Origin of the sequence: Haloplanus sp. HW8-1, from assembly GCF_023703795.1 — an archaeon.
GTDB lineage: Archaea > Halobacteriota > Halobacteria > Halobacteriales > Haloferacaceae > Haloplanus > Haloplanus pelagicus.
The window spans coordinates 369677-386506 of sequence record NZ_CP098518.1 but is presented as its reverse complement, the minus strand read 5'-3'; the positions used below and the strand labels follow the sequence as shown (position 1 = coordinate 386506).

The following is a 16830-nucleotide window of genomic DNA, read 5'->3' as shown; positions in this document are numbered from 1 at the left end:
GACGGGGCCACGGCTTCGCATGTTCGACGTTCCTGTCGACGCCTGGTATACGTGGCTCGGTCTGTCGCTCGCGAGTGTCGTGCTTCTCGGCGTCGGGACGGCGTTGCCGACCACCCCTCCGCCGGCCGCGGCCGACGTCGCCGACACGGTCGACCGGGCAGCCGCGTCGACGTCGTCGCTGACCGCCGAACACCCACTCGACGCGCGGGAGCTACGGGTCGAACCGAACCGACTCGGTCTTCGGAACGACGCCGGCACCACGCACGCGACGTTCGCGTTCGGACCGGTGACGCCGGCAGACGGGAATCAAGCGTTGCTCGCCGTGCTCCGTGGTGCACCGCCGTCGTCACGGTTCGACTCCGCTGTGGGACTCTGTGCCGCCGCGGGGGCGGCGCGCGACCGTTCCGCGCGCTGGCAGTCGGTCGACGGCCCGCTGCTCGTCCGACACGTCGTTTGGGAGGGGTGCGATGTCACGCTCGTCGCGTAGGGGACAGGTCGAACCGACCGCCGCGATCGTGGTCCTCCTGGCAGTGACGGGCGCGATATCGGCGTACGCGGCCGCTCTCGGTGGTGCGGGCGGAGCGGACGAGCGTGCCCTAGCGGAGCCGACTCTCGAACGGGTCGCCGAGACGCTCGGCACCGGCGGCGTGGCCCACCCGTCTCGAACGCACCGTGCCCGGCGTGTCGGGCCCTCGGGGTACCGCCTGAACGTCACCGTCGCCGCGGCGGGGCGTCGGTGGCACGCCGGGGTAACCCCACCTCGAGATACGGCGACCGACGCGGCGAGTCGGGCGATGAGCGTCCGCCTCGGGCCCGGGAGGATCCGCCCCGGTCGCGTCCGGGTGGAGGTGTGGTCGTGACGAGCACCGTCCTCGATGGCGTGATCTGCCTCCTGTTGATCAGCGCCGCAGTGGTGACGGTGACGACGGCGACGCCACGGGAGCCGACAGGCGAGGGCCGCGCCGCCGACGTGGCGTCGACGCTGGCGACGACGACGGCGACCGTCAACTACACGCTCACGCCCGCTCCCGAACCCGCGACCGCCGGTGATCCGGAGTCGACCGCCGTGTTCGATCGGACCGCCCACGGTACGCTGGCGGAACTGTTGGCTCGGGCGGCCGTCGGGCGACTCGAGATCGACGGCCGGCGCCTGTCACACACACGGGACGGGCTCTCACGGGCGGTGATCCGTGCCGTCGGGGCGACGATCCGGGCGAACCACACCCGGATCACCGCGGTCTGGCGGCCGTATCCTGGAGCGTCGGTCGAGGGGCGGATCGTCGTCGGCGGCCGACCGCCTCCGGACGTGCCGGTCCACGCCGCGAGGATCGCGGCGCCGAGCGGAATCCCGTCTAGGCGGGCGGCGGTCCGGGACGCCGCCGAGAGTGAGGGGATCGAGGGGATCGCCGACGTCGTCGCGGACGGCATCGTCGACGGACTGTTTCCGCCGACTCGGACGCGTATCGCTGCCGGGGAACGGGACGCGGCGTTGGTCCGTCACCGGTGCCGTCTCGCCGAGCGCCGGGTCGGCGTCGACGGTCGCGCGACGCTAGCCCACGGTGGCGTCGCCGCTGCCAACGACCGTCTAGCGACCGCGCTCTCGGATCGCGTCGCCGCCGATCTGCACGGCACGAACGCCTCGACGCGGCGGGTCGTCGAACGCGTCCGACTCGGGCGGGTCCGGATCGTCGTGAGGACGTGGCCGTGACCCGAATCCGACTCGCCGACGACCGGCGCGGACGCGTCCCCTTCGCCCTGATCGGCGTCCTCCTGCTGGTCGGTGCCTCGACGTACGCCGCGACGGTGACCACCCAAGGACCGAGTCGACTCGAGACGGGAGCCGAGGTGGCGATGGAGCGGACGTCGGCCGAGACGACGGCCGTCCTGCGGTCCGCCGTCGGCGAGGCGGCACGCGCGGCCGCGGCCGAACCGGTGACGGCGCCGGCCGGGACGGCGTACGGTCGACTGTTGAGCGAGGAGCAGCCGTTTCGAGACGCCCTTCGCCTTCGGATCTACCGGACGCTCCGCGAGCGACTGCGGGCGACACGACACCGGCGCGGGGACGTGAGCGCCGTCGCGTCCCTCCCCGCGGCGACGACGCCGGCCGAACTCCGACGGGCGATGGACCGGATTCGGGTAGCTGGCGTCGAGAACGGGACGGCACTCCGAGTGACGGTACGAAAGCGCACGATCACCGTCCGCAACGGGGAGCGCGTCGTCGATCGCAAGCACCGAATCCGGACGGTGACCGTGGCGACACCCGTCCTCTCCCTCCACGACCGGGCGATGACATTCGAGACGCGGCTGAACCGAGGACCGCTGGAGGGGTCGGGACTGGGTCGACGGTTGACCGCCCGGCTCTACCCCATCGCGTGGGCGCGTGGTTACGCACAGTACGGCGGTGTCCCCGTCACCAACGTCGTCGCGACTCGCCACGTCGAGACGGCGACCAACGGAGCCCTCCTCGAGACGCAGCGAGCGGTGTTCGGACGGAGCGACCCGGCCGGGCGGACGGCGATGCGACGCGCGACCCGCGAACTCGGAGTCCGAGAGTTGACGGCGGCGACGTCCGTCGATTCGGCGTGGGCTGATCGCGTTCTTCCGCGGCCAAACCCCCGGGTATCTACCGGCGACAAACACCCGTTGCCGACTCGACGGGGGACATCCGGTCCCTCGCCGACCCGTCGGCTCGACGTCGACGTAGGACCGCTCGCCGGCCGGTCCCTGACCGGCCTTCGAACGGGGGCGACCCGGACGAACCGATCGCTCGCGGACGTGCTTCGGGCCGCCTATCGGGTGGAATCGAAGCTCCGGACGCGGAGCCGCCGGACGTACCACGAACCGCGACCCGATCCCGACCCGCCGGGGCCGGAGTGGGACCTCGCCGAGACCCGCGTCGAGACCGACGGCGAGGCGTCGGCGGGCGTCGCTTCGCCGCCCACGGCTGCGGCGAGCGAACGCCGATTCGCGGCCTTCTCGAGGAACGTCGTCCTCGAACACCGCGTCAAGTGGACCTGGGAACGTGGGAACGACACGCGAACCACGACCGCCGAGTGGACCGATCGGTATCGCGTCGGCGTGACGCTGGTCGGGACGTACGCCCCGAACGGAACGGCGCCCGACCGACCGGCGAGCCCCCTGTTCGAACGGGGAGGCCCGATCGACGGTCCGAACCTCGCCGACGTGCCCGGCAAGGCGAGGTCGAAACTCCTCGATCGTCAAGGGGGCCGTGAAGGGGTGGCAGTGGCCGTCGCCAACGGGAGTCTCGGCACCCGTGAACTGGCGGTTTACGGCGATCGACCCGCGGATCTCCGATCGTGGACGTACCGCGACCTGTCGAAGCTCCGGTCCAGTCTGTCGAATCGGTCTGTCGGCGTTCGGGCGGGACGGATCGCGACGTACACGGCCAACCCACCGGCGCGACTGGCAGCCAGTCTGCGCGAGCGACGCGGCGCGCTGATCGACCCGCCGGAGGGATACCGGGGTGCCGCGGACCGGGCCCGCGTCGCTGCGCGAGCGGCGCTCGTCGACGCGACGCTCCGTCGGCTGAATCGCCGGGCGGCCACCCACGAGCGAACCCGCGAGGCGTTCGACGAGGCGCTCGGCCGCGCCGGTGTCGATTCACCGCGATCGCTCCACCGGATCCTGACGGCGCGGAGAGCTCCGATCCCCACCCGGCGCGAGCGACTCGCTGGGACGCCGCCCGGGGGGCCGGTACGTCCCGTTCCTGACGGCTCGCCGGCGTACCTCACGGTGGCTTCGGTGGGGCACGACCGAGCGCGTGGCGTCCCCCCGTCACGACCGTATCACCCGCTCTCAACCGCGAACGTCAACCTGTTCGCGGCTCCGTACGGCGACGCCGCGGACGCCGTGACGGCCGCGGCGCCCGACGTCGATCGGCCGTCGGCGGTTCGGCTCCGGACCGCCGCCCGGGTACTGCTCGCGTCCCGCCCGGTTGCGAACGGATCCGTTCGGGAGCCCCGCCGCGAACTCCGCGACGCGGTCGCTGGGTCCATCGACGACGTCGGGGAACGGGCGCATCGTGCGGTGTCGAACGAGACGCGGCTCTCGCGTCTGGAGGCCGAGGCGGCCGTCGCGGCGGGGACCGCCCGGTGGGACGGTCCCGGACCGCGGGCGCTCGCCGCCGCCAACGGCTCGCTCGCCGAGGCGATCGCTCTCGCGGCCGCGCGACGAACTGGCGATCCGACCCCACGACGAGTCAGTCGTCTGGAGGTGCGTCTCGACGTCGCCATCGCCGACGCCCTACGAACGCCGGAGACCGTCGTCTCCCAGTCACTCGTGAACGAAACCATGAGTCGGGTGCGAGCGCGGGCACTGGAGCGGGCGGACGCGGCCGTCACGAAGCGACTCCAGCGCAGCCGCCTGAACCGCACGCTCGGTGCGGTCCCCGCTGGGTTGCCGGTCGCACCTGTCCCGGGATACTGGTACGCGACAGTGAACGTCTGGAACGTAGAGGTGAAAGGCGCCTACGCCAGGTTCACGGTTCGGACCGGACGCGGTGCACCGACGCCGGGAGGTGCGACCCGGTACGTTCGCGACGGCTCGATCGTTCGATTCGACGTCGACGGCGACGGGGAGGCGGAGCGACTCGGCCGAGACGAGCGAATCGACTTCCGGACCCGGACGGTCGTCGCCGTGGCGGTGCCGCCGTATCGAAACGGCGTCGGCGACGTCGACGGCGACGCCGACGAGCGTGCGGGCACGTGGCCGGAACCGGGCTGTACATCTTGGGCGGCCCGGGCCTGTCCCGCCGCGGACTGAAGTCTTTTGTCGACGGGACCCCCATCCGACGTATGCTCCACGAAGCGGTCGACGAACCGGAAGCGCTGTCCCCCCAACAGCTTCGCGACGCCTACGAGGCCGAACTCCGTGCCGTGATCGACGCCCGAGGGATCGAGACGGTTGCCACGACGGCCAACCTTCCGACCGAAACCGTCGCGGCCCTCGCCGGCGGCGAGTCACCCTCTGTGACGCTCTCGGAGGCGGCGGCCATCCTGGCAGTCGACTTCGACGGTCGGGACGCCGATGGGATCGTTCAGGAGGTCCGAGACTACCTGCTGATGGGAATGACGACGGGAGTCCTCGACGTGGATACGATCGCCTCGAACGTCGACATCGGCCTGTCGGGACAGGAGATCCAGCAGGCGATCGAGGGGCGGGCACGCATGACTCTCGACGAACTCGCCGCGATCCAGAGCTACGTTGCGGGCCGAAACGCCCGCTGAGACCCATGCACGTCGCCATTCTCGGCTGTGGATACGTCGGTCTCGAACTCGGCCGCCAGTTGATCGACGCCGGCCACGACGTCGTTGGTGTCCGCCGATCCGACGCGGGGCTGGCCGCCATCGAGGCCGCGGGCTTCGATCCAACCCGTGCCGATCTGACCGACGCGTCGTCGCTCGCGGCGCTCCCCGACGCCGACTGGGTGGTGTACGCGGCGAGCGCGGGCGGCCGGGGCGTCGACGCCGCGCGCACCGCGTACGTCGACGGACTGCGAACGGTCGCCGAGACGCTCGGTGAGCGGACCTCGCCGCCGGATCGACTCGTGTACACGTCGAGTACCGGGGTGTACGGTGACCAGGATGGCGACTGGGTCGACGAGGAGACGTCGCCGGATCCCGCGACGGACCGACAGCGCATCCTACTGGAGGCCGAGCGGATCGCGCTGGAGGAGACGGCGGCGTGGGGGATCGACGGCACCGTCGTCAGGTTCGGCGGGCTCTACGGACCGGACCGGTACCGGCTGGATCGGTATCTCGAGGGGCCGGTGACGGAGGGATACCTCAACTCGATCCACCGCGACGACGCTGCCGGCGCCGTCGCCCACCTGCTGGCGACGGACGTAGCTCGCGACGAGGTGGTGCTGGCGGTCGACGACGAACCCGTCTCGAAGTGGAGATTCGCCGACTGGTTGGCCGAGCAGTGCGGCGTTTCACCACCGAAGAAGTGGACGGTCGCGGAGCGAGAGGCGGCGGCCGAGGGTGAGGTGAGTCGCCGCGTCCGGGCGAACAAGCGGTGTGCCAACGACCGGCTACACGAACTCGGGTACGAGCTTCGCTATCCGACCGTTCGGGACGGATTCCGGCCAGCGATCGAAACGTATCGCACGAACTGACGGGATCGATTCCGTCGTGATCGGGTCGACGCAATAGGAGAATACTCTTGGCGTTCGACTCTGTCGGGGTGGGTATGTCGGTCGCCGCCGAGGAGTACGCCGAGCGAGCGGTGGCGTTCGTCCAGTCCCATCCGGAGTTGCTGGCCGCACTGCTCGTTAGCGTCGCCGTGCTGATCGGTGGCGGGTACATCCTCCACCAGTTCACCCGACCGTCCGGCGTACGGTTCGCGTCGCTACTGGCCGAGTACGACGACGTGGCGGTGCTCACTCACCCGAATCCGGACCCGGACGCGATGGCCGCGGCGATGGGCGTCGCTTCGCTGGCCGAGCAGGTGGATACGGCGTCAACGATCCAGTTTTCGGGGCAGATCCGCCACCAGGAGAACCGCGCGTTCCGGAACGTCCTGGAGGTAGAACTCGATGTCATCGAGCGGGCGGATGACCTCGCCTCGGAGGCGGTGATCCTCGTCGATCACAACCGGCCGCGGGGATTCACCGGGTCGGAGGACGTCCGGCCGCTTGCGGTCGTCGATCACCACCCTGGCGACGGACGCGGCGAGTCGTTCACCGACGTGCGCACCGAGTACGGCGCGTGTTCGAGCGTGATCGCGGAGTATTTCCAGGATCTCGACGCCGAGCCGGTTCCACCGGAGAACCACGAGACCGAAGTCGACGCGAACTACGTAGTCCCATCCCGGGTAGCGACCGGCCTCTTTTTCGGCATCCTCACCGACACCGACCGGCTGACCGGTGGGATCGATCCCGCCGACTTCGCCGCGAGCGGCTACCTCTCGCCCGGCGTCGACGAGAGTCTGCTCGACCGCATCGCCAACCCGCAGGTGAGTTCGGAGGTACTGGAGATCAAGGCGACCGCGATCCGCGAACGCGACGTCGAGGGGGCCTTCGCGATCAGCGACGTGGGCGACATCTCGAACGTCGACGCGATTCCGCAGGCCGCCGACGAACTCATCCGCCTCGAAGGCATCACGGCAGCCGTCGTCTGTGGGACCCGCAACGGGACCCTCTATCTCTCCGGACGCTCCCGGGACGACCGCGTCCACATGGGTCGGGCGATCGAGGCCGCACTGGAGGCGGTGCCCGGCGGCAGCGGCGGCGGGCACGCCCGCATGGGTGGGGGACAGATCCCCATCGAGGAGGGCGACTTCGTGTGGCCGGGTCGGCGCGCCGCCCTCACCGATCGGCTCCGTCGGGCGCTCGAAGGCGACGTGTAGCCCTTTTCACGCCGTCGAACGTAGCGGGCGCATGGCGACCGCACGCGCCACCTGGGAGTATCGCGACCGCTTCGGCGACGGGTTCGGACGAACCTACTTTCGCCGGTTCGGTCCGGGCGTCGTCTCGAGTGTCGGCCTCGGTACGTATCTCGGCGAGCCGACGGACGCCGTCGACGAGGGGTACGAGCGGGCGCTGATCGCCGGTCTCGAGGGGGGATGCAACGTCGTCGACACCGCGGCCAACTACCGCTGTGGCCGGAGCGAGCGTGTGGTGGGCCGGGCCCTCGATCGCGCCGACGTCGATCGGTCGGCGGTCGTCGTGGCCACGAAGGGGGGGTTCCTGCCGTTCGACGGCGACCGACCCGACGACCCCGCCGGATATCTCCGGGACCGGTTCGTCGAGAACGGTCCGGTCGACCCCGCGGACCTCGCGGCGGGCCAGCACTGCATCGCCCCCGCTCTCATCGACGCCATGGTCGATCGCTCCCTCGATCGACTGGGCGTCGATACCGTCGACTGCTACTACGTCCACAACCCCGAGACGCAACTTCGCGTCCGCTCCCGGGAGGCGGTCTACGACCAGCTCGAAGCCACCTTCGAACGGCTAGAACGACGGATCATCGCCGGCGACGTCGGCGGATACGGCGTCGCGACCTGGGAGGCGTTCCGCCACCCGCCCGATCACGAGGAGTATCTGTCGCTTCCGACGGTGGTCGAGCGCGCGCGGCGTGCCGCCGAGACGGTGGGCCGCGAGGAGACCGGCTTTTTCGCCGTTCAGCTCCCCTTCAACGTCGTCATGGCGGACGCGTTCACGACGCCGGCCCACGAGTTCGATGGATCGAGACGCTCGACGCTGGAGGTGGCACACGCCCTCGACCTCGACGTCTTCACCAGTACGAGTCTCGCTGGGGGGGACCTCGTGGCGGGACTGCCGGCGGCCGTCGACGCCGAACTGACCGGCGACACGGCGGCCCAGCGGGCGATCAACTTCGCACGGAGCGCGCCGGGCGTGACCTGTGCGCTCGTAGGGACGAGCGATTCGGAGCACGTCGCCGAGAACGTCGCCGCGGGAACGTTCGATCCGCTGGGAGCGCGGGCATTCGACGCAGTCTTCGAGTGACGACGGCAGACCCTATCGGAGGTCCTTCCACTCCCGTCCGCACTCGGGACAGATCCGAACGGCGAACACTTCGTCCGGGTCGTCCTGCTTTTTCAACACCTTCTCGCACTCCGCACACGTGAGTCGCTCGTAGGTGTCCTTGACGAGTTCACCGTCACGGAGTCCTTTCCGCGTCGATTTCATGTCTTCACCTTGTGCGCCCCGGTTTAAAAAACAGTCCGGCCGCTCGTCCGAGATGAGTGGCGGCGCGTGACGAGGTCGGCCGACGGACACCCGCGGGCTTTTGTCCGCGCCGTCCTCAGACTCGGGTGATGGAGTACGTCCAGGAACGCGTGACGACGCTCCACGATCTGACCGATCCGGTGCCGTCGGCACCGACGGACCGCGCGTCGATAGTCGTCCCGATGACCGAACGCGAGTACGCCGGGCTGGCGCCGGATCGCGTCCTCTCGGAGCTGGAACGAGTCGATCCGGGACAGGTGGTCGTGCCGCTCCGGGCCTCGACCGACCGGGTCGGTCCCTTCTACGACTGGCTCGCCGACTACGACCTCCCGCTGTCGGTCGTCTGGTGTAACGGGCCGCGACTGGAGGAGTTGCTCGACGAACACGGCCTCGACGGCGAGTTCGGGAAGGGACGCGACGTGTGGCTCGGAATCGGGCAGGCCCTCGACCGGGAGTACGTCGTCGTCCACGACGCGGACACCAAGAGCTACTCCCGGGCGGACGTGGCGCGCCTCCTCTATCCGCTCTCTCAGGGGTACGACTTCTCGAAGGGGTATTACGCACGTGTCGAGAACGACCGCCTCTACGGCCGGCTGTTTCGCTTGTTTTTCGTCCCGCTGGTCCGGGCGCTCGAATCGGAACGCGACGCGCCGGTGTTGCGGTACCTGGGGGCGTTTCGCTACGCGCTGGCGGGGGAGTTCGCGGCGACGACGGGACTCGCGGAACGCCTGCGCACGCAGCGGTCGTGGGGGCTCGAAGTCGGCACCCTGGGCGACGCCTTCGAGTACGCTGGCTTCGAGGGAAGCACACAGGTCGACCTGGGGACGTACGAACACGACCACCGGGCAGTGAGCGGGCCGACCGGGCTCTCGGATATGAGTCGCCACGTCGCCGCGGCGCTCTTTCGGGCCGTCACCGACCACGGCGTCGATCCGGACTACGACGCGCTCCCGCGGCGCTACCGCGAGGCCGCAGGCTCGCTCGTCCGGGGGTACGAACTCGACGCGGAGTTCAACGGCCTGGAGTACGACCGGACGGACGAACTCGAACAGGTGGAGACGTACGCGACGGCCATCGAACCGCCGGGACCGGATCGACGGCTGCCGGCGTGGACCGACGCGCCGCTGTCGCCGGCGCGGGTCGCGGAAGCCGTCGAAGCGGATCTGGAGGCAGTGCGATGATCGCGGACGCGACCGGCGACGAACTCGCCGGCGTGGTCGACCTCTTCGGGGGGCTGACCCGCGAGGAACTCGAATCGGCGCTCGGCGAACTCGCGTTCAAACGCGGGGCGGAAGTCGAGGCCGACGCGGCGGCGGCTGCCGTCGATGCGGCCGTCGAGGACTACTACCTCGTCGCCGTCGACCGCGGGGAGCGGACGCTGCTCGCGCCGGGACCGGCGGCGTTCCCGTCGCTGCCGACGGGGGCGGAGGACCTGCCACACATCCTCGACGTTCCCGACCGCGATCCCGACCGGACGGCGCTGGTCGAGGCCGCCGAGCGTCGCCTCCGTGCCGACGCCGCCCGCGCGGTCGACGAGGGCGACGGCGACCGGATCGAACGGTTGCTGGACGTGAGCTACGATCTCGAAACGTGGGGTGGCGTCGACGTCAGCGACGTTCGGAGCCGCCTCGACGACGCGACCGAAAACCACAACTGAAACCACCCCCTGGGACGTAGACCCGGGGAAGACGCTGCGGGACCGAAACCGACACCACACTACCCGACACACCATGCGCATGGACCTGTCCGCCGTCGCCGACCACGCCCCGCGGACCATCGAGGACGCAGAGCGCGAAGCGTCCGTCGTCGCACCGGTCGTCGCCCGGGCGGCCGGCGACGGGCTCCTCTTTACCAAGCGCGCCGACCACCTCGGCGAACACGCGGGACAGATGAGCTTCCCGGGTGGGGGGCGCGAACCGAGCGACGCCGACCTCGAAGCGACCGCGCGCCGCGAGGCCAACGAGGAGATCGGCCTCGAACCCGACGAGATCGATGTCGTCGGACGACTCGACGACATCCCGACGGTCAGCGAGTACGCGGTCCGCCCGTTCGTCTCGCGGATCCCCGACCGGACGTACGTCCCCGACGAACGGGAGGTCGCCGAGATCGCCGTCCTGCCGGTCGCGGACCTCGTCGACCTCGACAACTACGAGTCCGAGCGTCGCGACCACCCCCACTACGGCGAGATCCGACTCCACTTCTTCCGCGTCGACGGCTACACCGTCTGGGGGGCGACCGGGAGAATGCTCGTCCAGTTGCTCGAACTCGCGACCGACTGGGAGATGCCGCCGGAGGTCGATCGGGTCGTCGATCCCGACGCCGACTTTCCGGTCTGATCGGGATGCTGGACGGTCGCCGTCAGGCCGCGTCGTCGTCGGGCGTCTCGTCGACCTCGGTCTCCTCGCGCACCGTCACGTCGGTGCCGTTCCCCCGCTTTGGCACCTCGACTCGAAGGGTGCCGTTGTCGCTCAGCGTGGCCGAGGCCTCACCGGCGTCCACGTCGGCGTCCGGCGGCAGGCGCGCACGGCCGTCGAGCGAGAGGCCACGCCCGGGGAAGCGCATCTCGAAGCCCTCGTGGAAGTCACGGAAGCGGTCGAGGCGAACCTGTACCTCGCCTTCGACGTACCGAACCTGTACGTCGCTTCGCGTGACCCCAGGTGCGTCGAAGACGACGAGGTAGGCGTCGTCCGATTCCAGAACGTCGTACGAGAGGGGCTTGCGTTCCTGAACCTTCCCGACGCCGCGCCCGACGCGTTCGAGGACGGCCGACGCCGCGGACTTGCCGAACTCCTTGAACCCGGTCATAGTTCGATCTCTTCGAGGCAATCGGTGCCGCCACACAGCGGACAGGAGAGGTCGCCAACCGTGTGGTCGTCGGCGATGTCGTAGGTGTAGTGGTTCTCGAACATGTCGAGTTCACAGTCGGGACTGGTACATTTGAGTTCCTTCGTGGCGGGCATAAGTGGCGGTAGTGCCGCGACCGGCATAAGTGGCGTGGAGCCCGTAGCCACGACGGAAGCCGGAGTCGGTGATCACCGCTCCGCGAGATCCCGGAACGCGTCGCGCAGATAGAGAACGGAGTCGTAGCGGTCGGCCTTCGCCGTTGCCAGCGCAGTCAGGAGCACGTCGTCCAACGCCTCGGGCACGTCGGCCACCGCGCTCGGCGGCGTCGGCTCCTCGGTCAGCACCCGGTGCATCACCGTCGTCGGATCGCCCTCGAAGGGCGGCCGGCCGGTGAACAGTTCGTAGAGGACGGCGCCCAACTGGTAGACGTCGGTCAAGTCGTCCGCGGGGCCACGATCAGTGTCGAACTGCTCGGGGGCGGCGTACTGCGGGGAGAGCCCCTCGACGCTCTGGGAGTGCTCCAGCAGATGCTTCGAGAGCCCCCAGTCGGCGACCTTCGGCACGTCCCAGGCGTCCTCGACCGACCGGAAGAGGACGTTCGCGGGCTTGAGATCGAGATGGGCGACCCCGCGGCGGTGGGCGTGACGCACGCCCTCCGTGATGGCTTCGGCCGTCCAGAGCGCCTGGTCGCGGTCGAGGTCGCCGGCCCGTGCGGAGAGGTCGCCGGCGTCCATATACTCCATGGCGATCCAGGGGAGCGGGTGGGCATCGTAGTCGACGACGCCCACCACGTGGTCGTGGTCGTCGAGTTTGTCCCACGTTTCCGCCTCCGCCAGCAGTCGCTCCACCGCGTCCGTATGCAAGGTCCCCGACATTCGGGGTTCCTTGAGCCCGACGGCGCGGTCCGCTCCGTCGACGCGGACCGTCGCGCGGTACACGTCGGCGTTGCCGCCGCGACCGATCGGTTCCTTGTCGGTCAGGGCGTCGTAGTCGATCGTGAGGTCGGACGTTCGAGGGACCCGGTCGGGCGGACCGAGCGAGCGAGTATTGGCGGGGGCGGTCGATCGCTCCGCTGTGTCGGGTGAGGGCTCTCGCACGGCGCTCCCGTCGGCTGCCGACGCCGCGGCGGCGAACGGGTCGTCCGAGGCTCCGGACGGTCCGCCGGTCGCCGGCGCCGGATCGTCGGACCGATCCGGCGACCGGGCCGTCGTGTCGTCGGGGTCCGGGGCCGGTTCGGGACTGCCCTCGGACATCTCCGCCGGTTCCGTAACGACGTCCGGGCGGCGAATCCACTCCGGATAGCCGACGGCGACGGCCGCCCCCGTAAACGCGAGGAAGCCGAGCGGGATCCAGGTGAGCAGGATGGGACTCCGTTTCGACACGAGGAGAGACCAGAGGACGGCAATGGGCGCGCCGAGCGCGACCGAGATGCCGACGACGGTCCGGGTTCCGGTTCCGGTCCACGGGAAGTGTCGCCACGAGAGGGGAAAGAGCGCGAGCGCCGAGAGGGGACCGAGGAGAAAGAGGAAGAACCCCACCGAGCCGTAGGCCCGTGACATGACGATCAGCGCGAACTCGTCGGGCGCGTCGTGCAGGAACACCAGCACGGCGGTCAGAAAGAGACCGAAGCCGAAGACGGCGGCCGGCTGCAGATATGGACGGGGCGTCGCGGCGTGGTCACCGGACGCGGTGGCGGAGACGACGAGGACGGAGGCCGCCGTCGTCGCCACGGCGAGGAAGGCGACGACACTACCGACCAGCAGTCCGTATCGCGAGTACGAGTTCAGAAACGGCGACAACGCCACGAGGAGGCCGAGCACGCCACAGGAGAGCGTGACGCCGCGACGCGGGGGTCGACTCCAGTCGAAGATCAGCCACGACAAGGGATAGGAGACACAGGCGGCGATCATCGCCAGCAGTGGCCCGCGAAGTTCGGCCAACAGGTCGGGATCACTATTCAAAGACGGGGTGTGTGTCGTGAACGTCACCGCCACCCACGCACCCACCGCCACGAGCGACACGACGACGAACTGCACCCGATCCGACACGAGTCGCATTGCGGATAGCTCCCGCGAGTGACGGCTTAAATCCGGCGCCCGACACGAACACGGTTTTACGCGTCGGCCGCCAACCGACCCCCATGACCGACCCCGCCGACCTCTCGGTGACCATCGTCGACGGCTACGTCGACGAACCGGCACACTTCGGGGTCCCACCCTACATCTCGACGTACCCCCGTTTCACCGCGGGGGCGCTGGTCGACGCCGGCGTACCCGCCGACGCCATCACGTATCACACCATCGACGAACTCCGCGATGACCGCATGAAGTGGGGCGACGTGGCCGACGCCGACCTCGTGATCTATCTGGGCGGCATGACCGTTCCCGGAAAGTACGTGGGTGGGACGCCCGCCGAACCCGACGAAGTGCGGGAACTCGCCTGGACCGCCGACGGGACGACGCTGATGGGGGGCCCAGTCCGCTTCGGGGTGGGCGAGGAGAACGCCGGTGCCCAGGAGATGGAGCGCAAGGACCTCGACTACGACTTCGTCGCCAAAGGCGACGTGGAGGCGGCGGCCCACGACCTCGTGGCGAGCGGGTTGGAAGGGTTCGGCAACCGGATGCGCGACAACGACGAACTCGACCGCTGGGCCGCGAAGGGCGCGTTCGTCGTCGCGGACCACCCCAACCACCCCGACTACCTGATCGCGGAACTGGAAACCTCCCGTGGCTGTGCGTACCGGTGTTCGTTTTGCACCGAACCGCTGTACGGCGACCCGGGCTTTCGGTCCGCCGAGTCGGTCGTCCGCGAGGTCGAGGCGCTGTACGACCGCGGCGTCCGTCACTTCCGACTGGGTCGACAGGCCGACATCCTCGCCTTCGGCGGCGACGGCGAGGCGCCGAACCCCGACGCGCTCCGACGACTGTACGCGGGCATCCGCGAGGTGGCGCCGGAACTGGAGACGTTCCACCTCGACAACATGAACCCGGTCACGATCGTCGACTACCCCGAGAGATCGAGGGAGGCCATCCGGATCATCGCCGAACACAACACCGCGGGCGACACGGCGGCGTTCGGCCTCGAATCCGCCGACCCGGTCGTACAGGAGGAGAACAACCTGCTCGTCACGGCCGACGAGTGCCTGGAGGCCGTCCGCGTCGTCAACGAGGAAGCCGGCTGGCGACCGGGCGACGACCGCGACGCGGCGCCCACGGTCGGCGAGTCGGCGGCTGACCGCCTGCCGAAACTCTTGCCCGGCATCAATCTCGTCCACGGCCTCCAGGGGGAGCGCCGGGAGACGTTCAAACACAACAAACGCTTCCTGCAGGACGTCTACGACGAGGGGTTGATGCTCCGGCGTATCAACATCCGGCAGGTGATGGCGTTCGCGGGGACCGAGATGAGCGACACCGGGGCCGACATCGCCCGCGATCACAAAGAACTGTTCAAGGAGTACAAACGCGAGGTGCGCGAGGAGATCGACCGGCCGATGCTCCGCCGGGTCGTCCCGCCGGGGACCGTGTTGCCGGACGTCCATCTGGAGTACCACGAGGGCGACAAGACGTTTGGCCGGCAGTTGGGCACCTATCCCCTCCTCGTCGCCGTCCCCGACGAACGGGAACTGGGCACGACGATCGACGTGGCGGTGGTGGATCACGGCTACCGGTCGGTGACGGGCGTCCCCTACCCACTGGACCTGAACGCGGCGTCGATGGACGAACTGACCATGCTGCCGGGCGTCGGGCGGTCGACCGCGGGCGACATCGTCGTCGACCGGCCGTACGGGTCGCTCGGCGAGGTCGATCTCGACGCCGACCTCTCGAAGTTCGCGACGCTCGGCTCCGTCGGTACGGCCGACTAGACGACGTACTCAGACATCGAGACGGCGTACCACTCGCCGTCGTATCTCGCGTAGTCGACCCGTTCGGTCCGGCCGGAGCCCGATCCATCGCTGTCGTTCCCGAGCGTCGCCTGCAGGTCGGCGTAGGCGTCGGAGTAGGGCGCACACTCGTCGTACCCGCCGTCGACGGCCGCCTCGACGATGTCGCGTTGCTCGGCCGAGAGGTCGCGGTCGTCGAGGTCGACCCCGTATCGCTCGCGGACGACGGCCGCGAACTCGGCGGTCGACTCGGCGACGGATTCCACCTCGATCCGGTGGGTCTCGACCGTCTTGGTTCGGGACTCGCCGAGGTCGAGGCGGAAGTCGCGCCCGCCGATCCGGAGGACGTCGTAGGACGGATCGGGGACGAGTTCGGATCGGGACTCGGCGTCATCGTCCGGGTAGACGAGCGTCCCGCCGATGCTGATCGAACGGGCGCGGTCGAACCGCTCGATCTCCCTATCGCTCGGGAAGCCGAGCGCCGCGTACAGCGCCGTCCGGTCGACAGCGGGCAGGTCTTCGAACGCGACCCGGCGGTCGGTCGGGACATCCTCGGTGTCGAGCGAGAGGGCGTAGCCGGGGCGGTCGACCGACGAGACGACGGCCGTCGTGACGGCGAAGTAAGCCCCGTCGGCGGCGACGTAGTCGACGCCGGAGAAGGGGCTGGAGATCGCCCACAGCGTCGCCTCCTCTCCGTTCCGGGCGGCGGCGACCACGTCGCGTTCCGGCGGCGAGAGCGTCGCGAGCGGATCGCTGGAGCGATCGGCGGCGTCCGCGTCGGTGACGGGGTCCAGACGGAGATCAGTACCGCGAGGACAGTCGCTTCCGACGCTGAAACCGAGACAGCCGGTGGTCAGAGTCAGTCCGGTCGCACAGGCAGAGAGGAGAGCACGGCGGTCCATGCAACCGGTGTCACACGCCCGCTCCGATGACTCTTGTGGGTGTCAGAAGTCTTCGTCGATGATCTCACCGACCGCGAAGTTGGACTTGACTTCGGTGATCTCGATTTTGACGCGTTCGCCGATCTCCGCCCCGGGGACGATGATGACGTAGCCGCGCTCGACCCGCGCGATGCCGTCGCCCTGTTTGCCGATATCTTCGATCTCGACGTACCGGATCTCGCCGGCCTCGACGGGTGGCTGGGGCTCCGACGACGGAGCGTCCGTCCCCGACTCCGTCGACTCCGTCGACTCCGACCGATCCCGAGAGATGAGTGCGACGCGGTAGATCTCGTCGGGGTCGACCGATCCCGTTTCGATCTCGCGTTGCGGTACCTCGATCACGTACGTTCCATCTTCCTCCCGAACACGCTCGCTGAACAGACACAGCAGTTCATCTGAGATCTCCACAGTGTAAACCTCCATGCCAACCTGTGTCGGGATCGTTAAAGGTGTAT

Annotated in this window: 18 protein-coding genes; 12 read left to right on the top strand and 6 right to left on the bottom strand. The window is 69.5% G+C overall.

What is annotated here, in order from left to right:
- Positions 1–19 precede the first annotated feature (19 nt).
- The 8 genes from NBT82_RS01980 to NBT82_RS01945 all read left to right on the top strand — a co-directional run bounded on the left by NBT82_RS01980 (position 20) and on the right by NBT82_RS01945 (position 8488).
- A complete protein-coding gene (locus tag NBT82_RS01980; RefSeq protein WP_251329917.1) occupies positions 20–487 on the top strand; it encodes a DUF7283 family protein in 468 nt (155 codons plus the stop codon).
- Positions 468–860, top strand: coding sequence for a DUF7285 family protein (locus NBT82_RS01975; protein WP_251329916.1), 393 nt, complete (start codon positions 468–470; stop codon positions 858–860). Before NBT82_RS01980 ends, NBT82_RS01975 begins: the two co-directional genes overlap by 20 nt.
- The gene (locus NBT82_RS01970; RefSeq protein ID WP_251329915.1) at positions 857–1708 is read left to right on the top strand and encodes a DUF7284 family protein; all 852 of its coding nucleotides are present in this window, start codon (positions 857–859) and stop codon (positions 1706–1708) included. The genes NBT82_RS01975 and NBT82_RS01970 overlap by 4 nt, the downstream gene beginning before the upstream one ends.
- A complete protein-coding gene (locus tag NBT82_RS01965; RefSeq protein ID WP_251329914.1) occupies positions 1705–4782 on the top strand; it encodes a DUF7286 family protein in 3078 nt (1025 codons plus the stop codon). Before NBT82_RS01970 ends, NBT82_RS01965 begins: the two co-directional genes overlap by 4 nt.
- 32 nt (positions 4783–4814) lie before the next feature.
- Positions 4815–5246 carry a DUF5791 family protein gene (locus NBT82_RS01960; protein WP_251329913.1) on the top strand — a complete coding sequence of 144 codons (432 nt, stop codon included), beginning with the start codon at positions 4815–4817 and terminating at the stop codon, positions 5244–5246.
- A gap of 5 nt (positions 5247–5251) precedes the next feature.
- On the top strand, positions 5252–6136 hold the full coding sequence (locus NBT82_RS01955; protein ID WP_251329912.1) for an SDR family oxidoreductase: 885 nt from the start codon (positions 5252–5254) through the stop codon (positions 6134–6136).
- Between the two features lie 74 nt (positions 6137–6210).
- Positions 6211–7368 (top strand): DHH family phosphoesterase, encoded by a 1158-nt coding sequence (locus NBT82_RS01950; RefSeq protein ID WP_251329911.1) that lies wholly within the window; start codon positions 6211–6213, stop codon positions 7366–7368.
- Positions 7369–7399: 31 nt separating this feature from the next.
- The gene (locus tag NBT82_RS01945; RefSeq protein WP_251329910.1) at positions 7400–8488 is read left to right on the top strand and encodes an aldo/keto reductase; all 1089 of its coding nucleotides are present in this window, start codon (positions 7400–7402) and stop codon (positions 8486–8488) included.
- 12 nt (positions 8489–8500) lie between these two features.
- On the opposite strand, the gene NBT82_RS01940 is transcribed toward NBT82_RS01945, so the two are convergent.
- Positions 8501–8671, bottom strand: a complete 171-nt coding sequence (locus NBT82_RS01940; protein WP_251329909.1) for an HVO_0758 family zinc finger protein — start codon at positions 8669–8671, stop codon at positions 8501–8503.
- A gap of 128 nt (positions 8672–8799) precedes the next feature.
- On the opposite strand from NBT82_RS01940, the gene NBT82_RS01935 reads away from it, so the two are divergent.
- The 3 genes from NBT82_RS01935 (at position 8800) to NBT82_RS01925 (ending at position 11046) form a co-directional block, all read left to right on the top strand.
- A complete protein-coding gene (locus NBT82_RS01935; RefSeq protein WP_251329908.1) occupies positions 8800–9891 on the top strand; it encodes a glycosyltransferase family protein in 1092 nt (363 codons plus the stop codon).
- Positions 9891–10367 carry a DUF7109 family protein gene (locus tag NBT82_RS01930; protein ID WP_251331326.1) on the top strand — a complete coding sequence of 159 codons (477 nt, stop codon included), beginning with the start codon at positions 9891–9893 and terminating at the stop codon, positions 10365–10367. The genes NBT82_RS01935 and NBT82_RS01930 overlap by 1 nt, the downstream gene beginning before the upstream one ends.
- 79 nt (positions 10368–10446) lie before the next feature.
- Complete coding sequence (locus NBT82_RS01925) at positions 10447–11046, top strand: NUDIX hydrolase (protein ID WP_251329907.1); 600 nt, start codon at positions 10447–10449, stop codon at positions 11044–11046.
- A gap of 22 nt (positions 11047–11068) precedes the next feature.
- Here the strand turns inward: NBT82_RS01925 and NBT82_RS01920 are convergent, their stop codons facing one another.
- The 3 genes from NBT82_RS01920 to NBT82_RS01910 all read right to left on the bottom strand — a co-directional run bounded on the left by NBT82_RS01920 (position 11069) and on the right by NBT82_RS01910 (position 13611).
- Positions 11069–11515 (bottom strand): Hsp20/alpha crystallin family protein, encoded by a 447-nt coding sequence (locus NBT82_RS01920; protein WP_251329906.1) that lies wholly within the window; start codon positions 11513–11515, stop codon positions 11069–11071.
- A complete protein-coding gene (locus NBT82_RS01915) occupies positions 11512–11670 on the bottom strand; it encodes a DUF7559 family protein (protein ID WP_251329905.1) in 159 nt (52 codons plus the stop codon). The genes NBT82_RS01920 and NBT82_RS01915 overlap by 4 nt, the downstream gene beginning before the upstream one ends.
- Before the next feature lie 72 nt (positions 11671–11742).
- Positions 11743–13611 carry a protein kinase domain-containing protein gene (locus tag NBT82_RS01910; RefSeq protein WP_251329904.1) on the bottom strand — a complete coding sequence of 623 codons (1869 nt, stop codon included), beginning with the start codon at positions 13609–13611 and terminating at the stop codon, positions 11743–11745.
- Positions 13612–13694: 83 nt separating this feature from the next.
- Between NBT82_RS01910 and NBT82_RS01905 the strand changes: the two genes are divergently transcribed.
- Complete coding sequence (locus NBT82_RS01905) at positions 13695–15416, top strand: radical SAM protein (RefSeq protein WP_251329903.1); 1722 nt, start codon at positions 13695–13697, stop codon at positions 15414–15416.
- Here the strand turns inward: NBT82_RS01905 and NBT82_RS01900 are convergent.
- A complete protein-coding gene (locus NBT82_RS01900) occupies positions 15413–16336 on the bottom strand; it encodes a hypothetical protein (RefSeq protein WP_251329902.1) in 924 nt (307 codons plus the stop codon). The genes NBT82_RS01905 and NBT82_RS01900 overlap by 4 nt on opposite strands.
- 42 nt (positions 16337–16378) lie before the next feature.
- Positions 16379–16783 (bottom strand): TRAM domain-containing protein, encoded by a 405-nt coding sequence (locus NBT82_RS01895; RefSeq protein ID WP_251329901.1) that lies wholly within the window; start codon positions 16781–16783, stop codon positions 16379–16381.
- Positions 16784–16830: the final 47 nt, after the last annotated feature.

Excerpts from the sequence above, each read along its gene's own strand:
- NBT82_RS01950 (WP_251329911.1), top strand. The coding sequence starts at position 6,211 with ATGTCGGTCGCCGCCGAGGAGTACGCCGAGCGAGCGGTGGCGTTCGTC.
- NBT82_RS01955 (WP_251329912.1), top strand. The coding sequence starts at position 5,252 with ATGCACGTCGCCATTCTCGGCTGTGGATACGTCGGTCTCGAACTCGGC.
- NBT82_RS01940 (WP_251329909.1), bottom strand. The coding sequence starts at position 8,671 with ATGAAATCGACGCGGAAAGGACTCCGTGACGGTGAACTCGTCAAGGAC.
- NBT82_RS01975 (WP_251329916.1), top strand. The coding sequence starts at position 468 with ATGTCACGCTCGTCGCGTAGGGGACAGGTCGAACCGACCGCCGCGATC.
- NBT82_RS01905 (WP_251329903.1), top strand. The coding sequence starts at position 13,695 with ATGACCGACCCCGCCGACCTCTCGGTGACCATCGTCGACGGCTACGTC.
- NBT82_RS01915 (WP_251329905.1), bottom strand. The coding sequence starts at position 11,670 with ATGCCCGCCACGAAGGAACTCAAATGTACCAGTCCCGACTGTGAACTC.
- NBT82_RS01910 (WP_251329904.1), bottom strand. The coding sequence starts at position 13,611 with ATGCGACTCGTGTCGGATCGGGTGCAGTTCGTCGTCGTGTCGCTCGTG.
- NBT82_RS01935 (WP_251329908.1), top strand. The coding sequence starts at position 8,800 with ATGGAGTACGTCCAGGAACGCGTGACGACGCTCCACGATCTGACCGAT.
- NBT82_RS01925 (WP_251329907.1), top strand. The coding sequence starts at position 10,447 with ATGGACCTGTCCGCCGTCGCCGACCACGCCCCGCGGACCATCGAGGAC.
- NBT82_RS01960 (WP_251329913.1), top strand. The coding sequence starts at position 4,815 with ATGCTCCACGAAGCGGTCGACGAACCGGAAGCGCTGTCCCCCCAACAG.
- NBT82_RS01945 (WP_251329910.1), top strand. The coding sequence starts at position 7,400 with ATGGCGACCGCACGCGCCACCTGGGAGTATCGCGACCGCTTCGGCGAC.
- NBT82_RS01920 (WP_251329906.1), bottom strand. The coding sequence starts at position 11,515 with ATGACCGGGTTCAAGGAGTTCGGCAAGTCCGCGGCGTCGGCCGTCCTC.
- NBT82_RS01900 (WP_251329902.1), bottom strand. The coding sequence starts at position 16,336 with ATGGACCGCCGTGCTCTCCTCTCTGCCTGTGCGACCGGACTGACTCTG.
- NBT82_RS01980 (WP_251329917.1), top strand. The coding sequence starts at position 20 with ATGTTCGACGTTCCTGTCGACGCCTGGTATACGTGGCTCGGTCTGTCG.